Origin of the sequence: Listeria ivanovii subsp. londoniensis (assembly GCF_000763495.1) — a bacterium.
Taxonomy (GTDB): domain Bacteria; phylum Bacillota; class Bacilli; order Lactobacillales; family Listeriaceae; genus Listeria; species Listeria londoniensis.
In genome coordinates this window covers 1,706,230-1,720,403 of the sequence record NZ_CP009576.1, presented here as the reverse complement: position 1 = coordinate 1,720,403, position 14,174 = coordinate 1,706,230, and the positions used below count along the sequence as shown (strand labels likewise).

The following is a 14,174-nucleotide window of genomic DNA, read 5'->3' as shown; positions in this document are numbered from 1 at the left end:
TTTTCCGAAAAGACACTCTCGAGGTTTCTTGTTGAAAGTTAGTAAACAAGAACGTATTCAGGCGTTAACTGACTTAAGTGAGGACTTTTTTAGTTCTAATTAGGGTGGTACCACGGGTGTAAATAAACTCTCGTCCCTTGTTTTTATAACAAGGGACGGGGGTTTTTCTTTATATTTTGAAGTAAATAAGAAGGGGGAATAGGAAAATGCAATTACCAAGAGGCACGCGAGATATATTACCAAACGAGGTTACAAAATGGCATTTTTTAGAGACAGCTTTTGCATCGGTCTGCGAAAATTTCCAATATGAAGAAATCCGGACGCCAATTTTTGAGCACACTGAGTTGTTTGAACGTGGCGTAGGTGATTCTACAGATATAGTTTCAAAAGAAATGTACACTTTTCAAGATAAAGGTGGGAGAAGTCTAACTTTGCGACCAGAGGGGACTGCATCGGTTGTACGTGCTTTCGTTGAGCATAAATTATATGGTGAAGTGAGCCAGCCAATAAAATTGTATTACAATGAGCCGATGTTCCGTTATGAACGCCCGCAAGGAGGTAGACAACGCCAATTTACTCAAATGGGGATAGAGGCAATTGGTAGTGATGATCCGTCGATTGATGTAGAAGTTATCTCTCTTGCGATGGCATTCTTTACACGGATTGGCCTTCGTAATATCAAATTAGTGATAAACAGTCTTGGTGATAAAGAAAGTCGCTTAAGGCATCGTGAAGCGTTAGTAAGTCATTTCGAGCCCCATATAGATGAATTTTGCGCTGAATGTCAAGTTCGATTACACAAAAATCCGCTACGTATTTTGGATTGCAAAAAAGATCATGACAATCCACTTATCCAATCTGCTCCGTCGATTTTAGCTTATTTAAATGAAAAATCTATCGCTTATTTTGATAATGTTCAAACCTATTTAAATGCGCTGGAAATTCCATTTGAGATTGATCCAACGATGGTTCGTGGACTTGATTATTATAATCACACTACTTTTGAAATTATGAGCGAAGAAGAAGGATTTGGAGCAAAAACAACCCTGTGTGGTGGCGGGAGATATCATGGATTAGTGAAAGAATTCGGCGGACCGGACACGCCAGGGATTGGTTTCGGTATTGGTGTGGAACGTATTTTACTAGCGCTTGAAAAAGCAAAAGTTCTGATTCCAGTGAAAAAACCGCTAGAAGTTTATGTCATCGCAGCGCAACCAGAGGCGGAACTAAAGGCAGTAACACTCGTGAATAAGCTTCGGGAAAATAGAATTAGTGCAGAAAAAGACTATTTGAAGCGAAAATTAAAAGCGCAATTAAAAGATGCAAATCGAAAAAATGCCGTTTATACAATTATTCTTGGTGAAGAAGAATTAGAAACTGGGAAGTATCAATTGAAGAATATGGAAACAGGAGAGCAAGAATCCATTTTTGAAGATAGTTTAATAATGGTATTGAAAGAGAAGTTAATAGAAAGCAAGGAGGAGAAGTAAATGGAAAAACGCACAAATTACTGCGGAGATTTAAATGAAACTCATATTGGACAAAACGTTATCCTTCATGGATGGGTACAAAAGCGTCGTGATTTAGGAGGATTAATTTTCATTGATTTGCGTGACCGGGAAGGGATTGTCCAAGTAGTCTTCAATCCAGAAACATCTAAAGAAGCACTAGAAATTGCTGATAGCGTAAGAAATGAATTCGTTGTCACGGTTAAAGGTAAAGTTAGTGCGCGGGCCGAAAATGTAATCAATGAAAAAATAGCTACAGGAAAAATTGAGGTTTCTGCCGAAGCAATTACTATTTTAAACACATCTAAAACACCACCTTTTTATATAGAGGATGGTGTAAATGTTTCTGATGAACTTCGCTTAAAATATCGTTACTTAGATTTACGACGTCCTGAAATGAATAATATTTTTAAAATGCGTCATACTGTTACAAGAACATTCCGCAACAAACTAGATGCACTTGGATTCTTTGATATTGAAACTCCGTATTTAACCAAAAGTACTCCAGAAGGTGCTCGTGATTATCTAGTGCCGAGCCGTGTTTATCCAGGTAATTTCTATGCCTTACCTCAATCTCCGCAAATTTTAAAACAATTGTTAATGACTGCTGGTTTTGATAAATACTATCAGATTGTTCGTTGTTTTCGGGATGAAGATTTGCGTGGGGACCGCCAACCGGAATTCACCCAAATCGATTTAGAAACAAGCTTTTTGACAAAGGAAGAAATTCAAGCGATTACGGAAGATATGTTAATCGATGTAGTAAAAGAAGCTAAAAACATTACTATCGAAAAACCATTTCCACGGATGACTTATCAAGAAGCAATGGATCGTTTTGGTAGTGACAAGCCTGATATTCGTTTTGGTCTTGAACTTCAAAATGTTTCCGAAGTTGTAAAAGACATTGATTTCAAAGTATTCCAATCAGCGATAGAAAATGGTGGCGAAGTAAAAGCAATCAATGCCAAAGGTGCTGCAACTAATTTTTCACGTAAAGATTTAGATGCACTTGGTGTTTTTGTTGCTAATTACGGCGCCAAAGGGCTTGCATGGCTAAAAGTAGAAGCTGGTGAATTAAAAGGACCAATTGCTAAATTTTTCCAAGCGGATAAAGCGCAAGAATTAATGACAGCGTTACAAGCGGAGGATGGCGATTTACTGCTCTTCGCGGCAGATAAAGCCGCTATTGTAGCAGCTTCACTTGGCGCATTACGTAATAAACTTGGAAAAGAGTTAAACTTAATCAATGAAGATGAGTTGGCCTTTTTATGGGTAACTGATTGGCCCTTATTTGAATATGATGAAGAAGCAGGTCGTTATGTTTCTGCACATCATCCGTTCACATTACCAAAAGAAGAAGACATTCCACTGCTTGAAACAGATTCTTCCAAAGTGATGGCAGAAGCATATGATATTGTATTGAATGGTTATGAAATTGGTGGTGGCTCGCTTCGTATTTACAAAAAAGAAGTACAAGAGTCGATGTTCCGTGCGCTTGGTTTCACAGATGAAGCTGCGAATGAACAATTCGGTTTCTTGATGGAAGCACTGGAATACGGTACACCTCCACATGGTGGGATTGCCCTTGGATTAGATCGGATTGTCATGATTTTGGCTGGCAGAAATAACTTACGAGATACGATCGCTTTCCCTAAAACTGGAAGCGCGGTAGATCCACTAACAAATGCGCCAGGAGAGGTTAGTATAGCCCAACTTGCTGAATTAAAATTAGAAACAATAAAAAAAGAAACAAACTAAAAAAACGAATCCAAGTTGCTTACTTGGATTCGTTTTTTATTAAAAATCATCACTTAATTCTTGGATATTTTTTACTTGAATTTTATTTACTAATAAGCCTTGATTGGAATCATTGGACCAAAATGGACCGTCCAATTCTTTCGCTTCATCGGAGCTGATTTTATTTTTATTATAAAAAGTGGCTTCCACATTGTAGCGATTCCCTTTTTTTACAGCTTCCCAGCTCTCCTTAGAAAGTGGTAGTGTAATAGATTTGTTTCCAGCGCCATCAATTGTGCCAGTGACAGTGTTATCTTTTCCTTTATCGTCAACAACGAAATTAAAGGTAACATCCACTTTTGATGATGCGTGTTGATAAAGGTAATAACCGCCAAAAAGTAGTATGGCTACTAGAAGGGTGAAAATGGGGATTTTACGCATAGGGAATTTCGCGCCTCCTTATCTGTACTTAACGTTCTTCCTTTTTCATTATAAGTGTAAAAACTTAGAAGGGGAAGAGGTAAACGCCATTTCTCATTGATTTTTTAGAATAGAGGCCCCATTTTTAATTAATTCACCATTTTAACTATTTTATTTTTGTGGTTTATCTTGTAAGGCATCAATTCCTGTTTCGCCAGTACTAATTTTAATGACTTCCGTGAGTGGGTAAATAAAAACTTTACCGTCGCCCGGTTCCCCAGTTCGAAGTGTCTCTTTGACTACCCGGAGGACATCTTCGACAGGAACAGTAGAAACAACAATTTCTATCTTCATTCGTTCATGGATGTTGCTTTCTTTTTTTGTGCCACGATAAAGTTCGATAAATCCTTTTTCAAGCCCTGTTCCAAGTGCTTTTGTTACAGTTAAACCACTGACCCCGATTTTGGCAAGTTCTTTTTGGAATAGATTAAAGCGATTTGGACGTGTAATGATTTCGATTTTAGTTAATCCTAACATATTGTTACCTCCCTTATTCTTGATACGCTTTTTCGCCGTGTAGCGTCAAATCAAGTCCTTTATATTCTTGTTCTTCATTAACACGGATTGGTAAGAATAGCTTGATTACAATAACAATCAAGGCAGTTACAACAGCAACATAGGCGACTGTGGAACCAATCGCGATTAATTGCTTCACTACCAAGGAAGCATTGCCATAAAATAGGCCGTCTGCACCAGCTTCATTTACTTTTGTTGTAGCAAAGAGCCCTGTTGCAATACCACCCCAAATACCACCAATTCCGTGAAGGCCGAATGCATCTAGCGCATCGTCGTATTTTACTTTTCCTTTTAACCAGAAAACCGCCCAGAAGCAAAGAGCTCCTCCAAGGAAACCGATAATTAACGAACTAGGAACAGTAACAAATCCAGCAGCCGGAGTGATAGAAACGAGTCCTGCAATTGCTCCGGAAATAGTACCAAGCATCGTCGGTTTTTTATTAATAAGCCACTCGACTAATCCCCAACCGATAATACCAGCTGCTGCAGCTGTATTAGTATTAACAAAAGCAGCCATTGCAACGTTATCAATAGTTAAGGCACTACCAACATTAAACCCATACCAACCAAACCAAACGAGAATTCCGCCGATTAAAGCAAGTGGTAAATTATGCGGGGAAGCAGAATCAGCTTCTTTACGGCGTCCAATCATAATTGCTAAGACTAAGCCAGTGACACCGGAACTAATATGAACAACATTTCCACCAGCGAAATCTAGTGCGCCAAGTTCTCGTAACCAACCACCGTCACCCCAAACCCAGTGAGCAACTGGAGAGTAAACAAGCAAAGACCATAAGATAATAAAAATTAAATAAGCAGAGAAATTCATGCGTTCTGCAAATGCCCCAGAAATGATTGCTACTGTCAAAATAGCGAAAGTCATTTGGAACATCATGAATAGAATATGTGGAATAGCATCTGAGTAAGTCTCATTTGAGGCAAATCCGACATTATGAAGGAAAGTCCAATCAAAACTCCCGATAAAGCCGTTTCCTGGAGCAAAAGCCAATGAATAACCAACAATAACCCAAAGAATAGAAATAATTGCCATCGAGCTAAAACTATACATTGCTGTGCTTAAAACATTTTTGCGCCTAACCATACCGCCGTAAAATAATGCAATTCCCGGTGTCATCAACCAAACCAATAAAGTACAAAAGAACATAAATACTGATTCCATACTCAACTCTCCTTTTTTGTTAGATAAACTAACGTGAATTATTTTATTTATGCGTTCATAATACACTATATTCAAATAAAGGCAAGAATTATTTATCAATTCGAATAATTTGGTTAGATAATCTAACACGAAGCGCTTTCAATTGTTTTTGATTGTTATTGTATTTGGAATAATCTGAAATTTAAAGAAGTAAAATTACGTTTCAATGATAGATAAAAGAGCCTATCCAAAAATAGACTCTTTTGATTAAATATAAAACATATAACCATTTGTCAATTCTGCGTCAGAAGTATGTTTTAATAAATCTGCAAGGGTAGTTTGATCTAACACATCGCGAACCGCATTACGCATTCTAGTCCATAATTCGCGCTGTGCCGCTTCTTCATCCTCTATGCTCTCCACAAGTACGATAGGTCCTTCAAGCGTTCGAATGATATCACCAGCTGTAATTTTTTCAGGGTCACCGTTTAATACATAACCACCGTGAGCTCCACGAATACTTTTAACAATCCCGGCATTACGAAGCGGACCGATTAATTGCTCTAAATAATGTTCTGAAAGATTTTTTTCTTTCGCAATACTACGAAGAGAAATAGGTCCCTCACCAATCCGTTTCGCAAGTTCGAGTGTTATTGTTAAGCCATAACGACCTTTAGTTGTAATTTTCATTTCATTTAACCTCCAGTAATTTAAGGAAAACACTTATACCTCATTCATTATATCGGAATTACAGAAAGAAGGCAATGGAAATAAGTAGGTGAACGTACAGGTGTTCTTATGGTATAATAAAAGGAGCAAATGAGAAGGAGCGGTTATATGGCAATTCAACCTTTAGCTTATCGGATGCGTCCAAAATCTCTAGACGAAATTGTCGGACAAACACACTTAGTTGGTAAAGATAAAATTATCTACCGGATGGTCAAAGCAAAACAATTATCGTCTATGATATTATATGGACCGCCTGGAATCGGAAAAACCTCGATTGCAAGTGCGATTGCAGGAAGTACGAAATATGCTTTTCGAACTTTAAATGCAGTAACGAATAATAAAAAAGATATGGAAGTCGTAGCAGCAGAAGCAAAAATGAGCGGAACGGTTATTTTGCTGTTAGATGAGGTACATCGCTTAGACAAAGTAAAACAAGACTTTTTATTACCATTACTTGAAAGTGGTGCCATTATTTTAATTGGCGCCACAACGAGTAATCCTTATATTGCAATAAATCCTGCGATTCGGAGTAGGACGCAAATTTTTGAATTAAAACCTTTAACAGTAGAAGATATTATGATAACGATGGACAGGGCATTAGCAGATAAGGACAGGGGGCTTGGGAATTATCAAGTAGAAATAAATGCATTGGCGAAGAAACATTTTGCAACGGCAAGTAACGGCGATGTTCGTAGTGCACTAAATGCTTTGGAGCTTGCAGTTATTTCTTCTGAATCAGATGAAGATGGGATTGTACGGGTTACTTTAGATGTTGCAGAAGAGTGCTTACAAAAGAAAAGTTTGGCACACGATAAAGATGGAGATGCTCATTATGATGTGTTAAGTGCTTTTCAAAAGTCAGTTCGTGGTAGTGATGCCAATGCGGCACTTCATTATATGGGACGTTTAATCGAAGCTGGTGACTTAGTCAGTATAAGTAGAAGAATGCTTGTGATGGCATATGAAGACATTGGTCTGGCTAATCCGCAAGCTGGCGTTCATACATTAGCAGCAATTCAAACTGCAGAAAAAGTTGGTTTTCCAGAAGCACGAATTCCCTTAGCGAATGCAGTAATTGAATTATGTTTGTCTCCAAAATCGAATTCAGCAATTATGGCAATTGATGCAGCCTTGTCAGACATTCGAAAAGGAAATAGTGGGGAAGTGCCCGATCATCTTCGCGATGGACATTATTCTGGGGCAGAAAAACTTGGGCGTGCAATAGATTATAAATATCCTCATAGCTATGAAAATGGTTGGGTTAATCAACAATATTTACCAGATAGGCTGAAGGATAAGTTATACTATGAACCAAAACTCACATCCAAGTTTGAACAAACTATTGCTTTGGTTTATCAAAAAATCAATGAAAACAAAGAGAAATCAGAATAAATTAACCATATGAAGTAAAGTCGCTAATATTGAAATTTCATCTTTCGTGTGGTATTCTAAGAACATAAAAGAAACCCTAATGTATTCGATATAGTTCCTGATATTTTTGAACCGAACAATTTTTTATACCTAGGGAGCTTGGAGTTCCGGCGCGGCGCACATGCCTTCACACGAGGAAGTGCAAACCGTTAGACAGAGCACCCACCTGCTTTAATTGAGAGCGGGTTCAAAGGAAGGGAATCCTAAACGGTACGATTGGGGTTTCTTTTTTTTGCCTTGTAAATAGGAGTTATTCCTCTTTACTTTACAGGAGCATAGCTGTTACAATTAGAAACGATTAACGGCGAAAGGGAATTCGTCTACAAAAAAGGACGCGATAAAAATGGAAAACAGAATTTACTTAGATCATGCTGCGACAAGTCCGATTCATCCAGAAGTTATCCAAACAATGCTTGGCGCAATAACAAATACGTACGGTAATCCTTCCAGTATTCATTATGCTGGACGAGAAGCCCGCAAAGCACTGGATGCAGCACGAGCTACTATTTCTAAAAGTATTCAAGCAGATGAAAAAGAAATTATTTTCACAAGTGGTGGTACTGAAGGAGATAATCTTGCGCTTATTGGGGCAGCAATTGCCCAGCAGGAAAAGGGTAAGCATATTATTACTTCTGAAATTGAACATCATGCTGTATTAAAAACATGTGAATATTTAGAAACGCAAGGTTTTGAAGTTACCTATTTGCCTGTAGATAGGCATGGAATAATATCTGTGGCGAGTCTTGCTGCGAGTATGCGGACTGATACAATTCTAGTTTCCATTATGTATGGTAATAATGAAATCGGTTCGATTCAACCGATAGCTGAAATTGGTGAGTTACTTAAAGATCATCCAGCACTTTTTCATACAGATGCAGTTCAAGCTTATGGATTGTTAAATATAAATGTAGAGGAGTTAGGCGTAGATTTATTAACTGCTTCTGCTCATAAAATAAATGGTCCACGCGGTGTAGGCTTTTTATACGCCAAAAATGGGACACGACTCGCTTACCAAATGCATGGTGGCGAACAAGAAAGAAAACGTCGTGCTGGGACAGAAAACCTTGCTGGTATTTGTGGTTTTAGTGCAGCTTCGACAATTATGACAAATGAACGAACATTAAAAACGGAAGAATATATTTCCTTTAAAAAAAGAATGGCCGAAGTTTGGCGAGAGGCAGGACTGGATTTTGAAGTAAATGGGCTTGAGGCTAATACACTACCACATGTATTTAGTGTTCGTTTCCCGGGGATTTCGATTGAACAATTATTAATGAATTTAGATATGGAAGGAATTGCTGTTTCTAGTGGGTCGGCATGTACTGCAGGAACAGTAGATCCTTCTCATGTATTAGTTGCACTTTTTGGTGATGGTCATCCTGCGATTCAAGAAACAGTCCGCATCAGCTTTGGGCTCGGAAATCATTTAGAAGAAGTAGAAACAGCGGCTACAAAAGTAAGCGAGGTAGTCAAACGTTTAATGAAAATATAAGAAGGTGAGGAGCTAGCTTTGAGTACAAAAAATAGTGACATTCGTGTAGTTGTCGGCATGTCGGGCGGAGTAGATTCATCAGTCACGGCTCATTTACTAAAAGAGCAAGGATATGATGTCATTGGCATTTTCATGAAAAATTGGGATGATACAGACGAATTTGGTGTCTGTACAGCAACGGAAGATTATGAAGATGTCATTCGCGTCGCAAACCAAATTGGTATTCCGTATTATGCGGTTAACTTTGAAAAAGAGTATTGGGACAAGGTCTTCACGTATTTCTTAAATGAATACAAGCTTGGTCGTACACCAAATCCAGACGTGATGTGTAATAAAGAAATTAAGTTTAAAGCATTTTTAGAGCATGCCGAAAGTTTAGGCGCGGATTTTGTTGCTACTGGACATTATGCTCAAGTAAAACAAGTTGGTGACGAAATTGAATTGCTTCGTGGAGTGGATAATAATAAAGACCAAACCTACTTTTTAAATCAACTGTCTCAAGAACAACTCCAAAAAGTGATGTTCCCACTTGGAGGTATGGAGAAGTCAGAAGTTCGCGAAATAGCAACTAAAGCTGGACTTGCAACCGCGAATAAAAAAGATAGTACGGGAATTTGTTTTATTGGTGAAAGAAATTTCAAGCAATTTTTAAGTGAATACCTTCCAGCGCAACCTGGGAAAATGCAAACACTGAATGGGGAAGTACTTGGTAAGCATGATGGGTTAATGTATTATACGATTGGTCAACGTCATGGTCTAGGAATAGGTGGTGACGGAGAACCTTGGTTTGTTGTTGGGAAAGATTTAACCGAAAATATTTTGTTTGTAGAACAAGGATTTCATCATGAGACTTTGTATTCCGATTCCTTAATTGCGACAGATATTTCTTTTACAACGAATGCAGCAAAACCGAAAACAATCGAATGTACAGCGAAATTCCGTTATCGTCAAACGGATACAAAAGTAACGGTTCATCTTCGTGATGATAATACAGCAGAGGTTGTTTTTGCTGAACCAGTTCGTGCAATTACACCAGGTCAAGCTGTTGTTTTTTATGACGGAGATATCTGTCTTGGTGGCGGAACAATTGATACTGTATGGAAAAATGGCGCTAAGTTAGTCTATGTTGGCTAACAATTTGGACCGGAGAATCTTGCTTTCGACAAGACTCCGGTTTTTTCCTGTCTAAATGCGTTTTTTTAAATAGGTTTTATGGTAAAATATTATACGAAACAGAGAAAAGAGGTCCTTTATGAAAAAAATAGCGTTTTTTGGGAGCATTATCGTTTTACTAAGTTTAATGGTTTGGGGTTATTTTTATTTTAATTCGGAGCCGTCTGATATTGCAGAAAATGCTGCCAATTCCACTAAATCAGTGGATGTATTAGAAGAAAATAATATTTTAGTCTTCACACCCCGTAATACAGATGCTGGGATGAGTGTTATTTTATATCCAGGCGCATTTATCGATGCACTTAGTTATGCACCTTTAGCAAAAGAACTTGCTACTAACGGTTACAAAACATACATAGTCGAAATGCCACTTAATTTAGCTGTTTTTGGCAAAAAACGTGCAGCTGAAATTATGGATGAATCCCCGGATGAGAAATTTGTTATTGGAGGGCATTCGCTTGGTGGTGTGATGTCTGCAAGATTTGCACATGATAACGAGGAGGAAATTCAAGGTGTATTTTTCTTAGCAAGTTATCCTGATGAAAAAGGTTCGCTTAAAAATGCTGCATTTCCAGCTATTTCGATAACAGCAACGAATGATGAAGTTCTTAATAAGGATTCCTATAATGAAAGTAAAAAATATTTACCAAAAGACACGACCTTTGTCTCTATTGAAGGTGGTAACCATGCGCAATTTGGTTCATACGGTACACAACACGGGGACGGAAGAGCGGAAATTAGTGGTGTGGAACAAACAGATCAAGTTGCAAATGCGATGATCGCCTGGCTAAAAACTTCTGTACAAAATCAAGAAAAATAAAAGGAGAACCACATGGATAAAAACCAATTAGGAATTAAACAAATGCAAGACGGAAACTTAGAAGAAGCAGTAAAGTTATTTACCGAAGTAATTGAGGAGCATCCAAATGATCCGGTAGGCTATATTAATTTTGGGAATGTTTTATTATCAATGGATGATTTTGAACGTGCGGAATTATTTTTCAAACGGGCCCTTGAGTTAGACGATGCAGTCCCCGCGGCTTATTATAGTTTAGGAAATCTATATTATGAATTAGAAAGGTATCAAGAAGCCGCAGATAGTTTCCAAAATGCGACGAAACAAGGAATGGAAAATGCTGATTTATTTTTCATGTTGGGCATGAGTTTTGTACAAATGGAAGAGTTGACACTTGCGATGCCGTATCTACTAAGAAGCGTAGAATTAAATCCAGAAGATGGAGAGGCTTTATTTCAATATGGGATTGTTTTAGCTCGCAGTGGTTTTTATGAAGATGCGATTACGATGTTGGAACGAGTTTTACTTGTTAAACCAGAAGATCCAGATGCCCTTTACAACATTGGAGCGGCGTACCTAGCTTGGCAAGGAGATATTCTGTTAGCAAAAACGTATTTTGAACGCGCGCTTGCGACTGGGACACCTCATGAATTAGCTGAAAATGCTTTAAACGCAATTCAAGATTTAGAAAATGAAGCAGAATAATTTTTAGAAAGGAGGCGGCAATGGAATGGCTGAACAAGAATCTCTTGCTTTATTTGACACGCCAGAAGAGCTTTTTATGAAGGGCACGATGTTGTCCACCATTTTTTATAATGCCGAAAACCTCTTTTCTGTTGTGCGAATTCTTGTCAAAGAAACCAATGCAAATTGGGATGAAAAAGATATTATTGTAACTGGTTTTTTCCCCGCTTTACATGAACAAGAAGTGTATACTTTTTATGGGAAAATGCAGGAACATGCCAAATTTGGACAGCAATTTAAAGCAGAACGTTTTAGGAAAGAAATGCCCCAATCTAGGGCTGGTTTAATTAATTATCTGTCTGGTGAGCTTTTTAAAGGTATTGGCAAAGTGACTGCGGAAAATATTGTTGATACAATTGGCGACGATGCAATTACGCGGATTTTATCTGATCCAAGTTTACTTAATAATGTTCCAAAGTTACCATCTGGTGCTGCGGAGAACCTACTTGCTTCTTTACGAGAAAATCAAGGCTTAGAGCATGTGATGGTCGGACTAAATGAATATGGATTTGGTCCACAACTTTCGATGAAGATTTTTCAAGCGTATAAACAAAATGCGATCGAAGTACTTGAAAACAATCCATACAAATTAATTGAGGATGTCAAAGGTATTGGATTTCACCGGGCGGATGAGCTCGGTCGGAAATTAGGACTAGGAGGAAATCATTCTGAACGCCTTCGTGCGGGAATTTTATTTATGCTTGATTCTGTATGTATGCAACAAGGCCATGTTTATATGGAACAAGAAGCGCTACTTGCAGAAGTGACCTTTTTGTTAGAAGAAAGTGAAGGTATTCGGATTGATCATGCTATTTTAATGGAACAAATAGAAAAGCTTGCTGAAGAACAAAAAATCATCATGGAAAATACACGTGTCTATATGCCATCTTTATATTATTCGGAAAGTGGCTTTGCTTATCATGTAAAACGGATGTTGAAACAAACACAGTATCAAGAGCAATTTCCGCAGTCTGAGTTCTTGCTGGCACTTGGAGAGTTAGAAGAGCGAATTGGTGTTCATTACGGAGATTCACAGCGAGAGGCATTAGAACAAGCTTTAATGTCGCCGATGCTTGTACTTACTGGTGGACCGGGAACAGGAAAGACTACTGTTATTAAAGGTATTGTGGAATTATATGCCGAATTAAATGGCGTAAGTCTAGACCCGCATGCGTATAAAGATGGTGCAACGTTTCCGGTTCTGTTAGCTGCACCAACTGGACGAGCAGCAAAGCGAATGTCTGAGTCAACAGGACTTCCAGCAATGACCATTCACCGTTTACTCGGAATGAATGGGCAAGAGCAAATGGATGATGATGCAGAGAGGTTAATTGATGGACGGCTTTTAATTGTAGATGAAATGTCGATGGTGGATATTTGGCTTGCTAACCAATTATTTCGTGCACTCCCTGCGCACATGCAAGTAGTTTTAGTAGGAGACCAAGACCAATTACCATCAGTTGGACCTGGACAGGTCTTGAAAGATATACTTCACTCGAAACAAATTCCAACCGTTGCGCTTTCAGATATCTATAGGCAAAAAGATGGATCTTCTATTATTGAGATGGCTCACAATATTAAAGAAGGCATGTTGCCAGCTGATTTTGCGAAAAATAGTGCTGATCGTTCTTTCTTTCACTGTACCGTGAATCAAATTGGTGATGTTGTTGAGCAAGTTGTAAAGAATGCCAAAAATAAAGGATTCCGGGCAAAAGATATTCAAGTTTTAGCACCGATGTATCGTGGCCCGGCAGGAATCGATATTTTAAATAAAAAGCTACAAGAAATTTTTAATCCTAATGATACTGGCAGGCGAAAAGAAGTGCAATTTGGCGAATTAAAATATCGTGTGCATGATAAAGTTCTACAATTAATTAATCAACCAGAAAAAAATGTCTTTAACGGTGATATTGGGGAAATAGTTTCGATTATTTATGCGAAGGAAAACACTGAAAAGCAAGATATGATTGTTGTGCAATTTGATCAAACCGAAGTATCCTATTACCGGCAAGAATTTAACCAATTGACGCATGCTTATTGTTGTTCTATTCATAAAGCACAAGGTAGCGAGTTTCCCATTGTGATTATGCCAATTGTTCGTAGCTATTACCGAATGCTACGACGTGACTTGCTATATACGGGTGTCACTCGAAGTAAACAGTTTTTGATTCTTTGTGGTGAAGAAGAGGCGTTTCGAATGGGTGTAGAGCGTGTCGATGAAAACAAACGTAATACGACACTTTCAGAGCGTTTAACAAGTGAAGATGTTATGCTCGAACAAATGACCAATAAACGAATTTTAACTACCGAAAATATTGCCGAAATAGATCCGATGATTGGGATGGAAGGAATAACCCCCGATCAGTTTATGGCAGGCTAAAAAAACTACTTTCTGAGTTAGAGAAAGTA

12 protein-coding genes, 1 other RNA gene and 1 other annotated feature (1 of these 14 running past the window's edge) are annotated in these 14,174 nt (G+C 38.2%); of the genes, 9 read left to right on the top strand and 4 right to left on the bottom strand.

What is annotated here, in order from left to right:
• Positions 1-141, top strand: a binding site (T-box leader) (it extends 86 nt beyond the left edge of the window).
• Positions 142-206: 65 nt separating this feature from the next.
• Both hisS and aspS read left to right on the top strand, forming a co-directional pair.
• Positions 207-1,490 carry a histidine--tRNA ligase gene (hisS, locus tag JL53_RS08425; protein ID WP_038407370.1) on the top strand — a complete coding sequence of 428 codons (1,284 nt, stop codon included), beginning with the start codon at positions 207-209 and terminating at the stop codon, positions 1,488-1,490.
• Complete coding sequence (aspS, locus tag JL53_RS08420) at positions 1,491-3,266, top strand: aspartate--tRNA ligase (RefSeq protein WP_038407369.1); 1,776 nt, start codon at positions 1,491-1,493, stop codon at positions 3,264-3,266. It begins immediately after the preceding gene.
• Between the two features lie 39 nt (positions 3,267-3,305).
• Here the strand turns inward: aspS and JL53_RS08415 are convergent, their stop codons facing one another.
• From JL53_RS08415 to cymR, 4 genes are all read right to left on the bottom strand, one after another.
• A complete protein-coding gene (locus JL53_RS08415; protein WP_038407368.1) occupies positions 3,306-3,686 on the bottom strand; it encodes a hypothetical protein in 381 nt (126 codons plus the stop codon).
• A 150-nt stretch (positions 3,687-3,836) separates the two neighbouring features.
• Positions 3,837-4,202 carry a P-II family nitrogen regulator gene (locus JL53_RS08410; RefSeq protein WP_003719811.1) on the bottom strand — a complete coding sequence of 122 codons (366 nt, stop codon included), beginning with the start codon at positions 4,200-4,202 and terminating at the stop codon, positions 3,837-3,839.
• Positions 4,203-4,215: 13 nt separating this feature from the next.
• A complete protein-coding gene (locus tag JL53_RS08405) occupies positions 4,216-5,421 on the bottom strand; it encodes an ammonium transporter (RefSeq protein WP_038407367.1) in 1,206 nt (401 codons plus the stop codon).
• 246 nt (positions 5,422-5,667) lie between these two features.
• Positions 5,668-6,090: a cysteine metabolism transcriptional regulator CymR gene (cymR, locus tag JL53_RS08400; protein ID WP_003719809.1), complete on the bottom strand. Its 423-nt coding sequence runs from the start codon at positions 6,088-6,090 to the stop codon at positions 5,668-5,670.
• A gap of 147 nt (positions 6,091-6,237) precedes the next feature.
• Here cymR and JL53_RS08395 point away from each other — a divergent pair, with 147 nt between their 5' ends.
• The 7 genes from JL53_RS08395 (at position 6,238) to recD2 (ending at position 14,145) form a co-directional block, all read left to right on the top strand.
• On the top strand, positions 6,238-7,521 hold the full coding sequence (locus tag JL53_RS08395) for a replication-associated recombination protein A (protein ID WP_038407366.1): 1,284 nt from the start codon (positions 6,238-6,240) through the stop codon (positions 7,519-7,521).
• Between the two features lie 70 nt (positions 7,522-7,591).
• Positions 7,592-7,787, top strand: a non-coding RNA gene (ssrS, locus tag JL53_RS15355) — 6S RNA.
• Positions 7,788-7,903: 116 nt separating this feature from the next.
• Positions 7,904-9,052 (top strand): cysteine desulfurase family protein, encoded by a 1,149-nt coding sequence (locus JL53_RS08390; protein ID WP_038407365.1) that lies wholly within the window; start codon positions 7,904-7,906, stop codon positions 9,050-9,052.
• 18 nt (positions 9,053-9,070) lie between these two features.
• Positions 9,071-10,186: a tRNA 2-thiouridine(34) synthase MnmA gene (mnmA, locus tag JL53_RS08385; protein ID WP_038407363.1), complete on the top strand. Its 1,116-nt coding sequence runs from the start codon at positions 9,071-9,073 to the stop codon at positions 10,184-10,186.
• Positions 10,187-10,304: 118 nt separating this feature from the next.
• Complete coding sequence (locus JL53_RS08380) at positions 10,305-11,045, top strand: alpha/beta hydrolase (protein ID WP_038407361.1); 741 nt, start codon at positions 10,305-10,307, stop codon at positions 11,043-11,045.
• A 42-nt stretch (positions 11,046-11,087) separates the two neighbouring features.
• Positions 11,088-11,726, top strand: coding sequence for a tetratricopeptide repeat protein (locus JL53_RS08375; RefSeq protein WP_077916440.1), 639 nt, complete (start codon positions 11,088-11,090; stop codon positions 11,724-11,726).
• Between the two features lie 25 nt (positions 11,727-11,751).
• Positions 11,752-14,145 carry an SF1B family DNA helicase RecD2 gene (gene recD2 / locus JL53_RS08370; RefSeq protein WP_038407357.1) on the top strand — a complete coding sequence of 798 codons (2,394 nt, stop codon included), beginning with the start codon at positions 11,752-11,754 and terminating at the stop codon, positions 14,143-14,145.
• Positions 14,146-14,174 lie beyond the last annotated feature (29 nt).

Bases quoted from the DNA above. Each gene is read 5' to 3' on its own strand.
- hisS (WP_038407370.1), top strand. From the start codon at position 207: ATGCAATTACCAAGAGGCACGCGAGATATATTACCAAACGAGGTTACA.
- aspS (WP_038407369.1), top strand. From the start codon at position 1,491: ATGGAAAAACGCACAAATTACTGCGGAGATTTAAATGAAACTCATATT.
- JL53_RS08415 (WP_038407368.1), bottom strand. From the start codon at position 3,686: ATGCGTAAAATCCCCATTTTCACCCTTCTAGTAGCCATACTACTTTTT.
- JL53_RS08410 (WP_003719811.1), bottom strand. From the start codon at position 4,202: ATGTTAGGATTAACTAAAATCGAAATCATTACACGTCCAAATCGCTTT.
- JL53_RS08405 (WP_038407367.1), bottom strand. From the start codon at position 5,421: ATGGAATCAGTATTTATGTTCTTTTGTACTTTATTGGTTTGGTTGATG.
- cymR (WP_003719809.1), bottom strand. From the start codon at position 6,090: ATGAAAATTACAACTAAAGGTCGTTATGGCTTAACAATAACACTCGAA.
- JL53_RS08395 (WP_038407366.1), top strand. From the start codon at position 6,238: ATGGCAATTCAACCTTTAGCTTATCGGATGCGTCCAAAATCTCTAGAC.
- JL53_RS08390 (WP_038407365.1), top strand. From the start codon at position 7,904: ATGGAAAACAGAATTTACTTAGATCATGCTGCGACAAGTCCGATTCAT.
- JL53_RS08380 (WP_038407361.1), top strand. From the start codon at position 10,305: ATGAAAAAAATAGCGTTTTTTGGGAGCATTATCGTTTTACTAAGTTTA.
- JL53_RS08375 (WP_077916440.1), top strand. From the start codon at position 11,088: ATGCAAGACGGAAACTTAGAAGAAGCAGTAAAGTTATTTACCGAAGTA.
- recD2 (WP_038407357.1), top strand. From the start codon at position 11,752: ATGGCTGAACAAGAATCTCTTGCTTTATTTGACACGCCAGAAGAGCTT.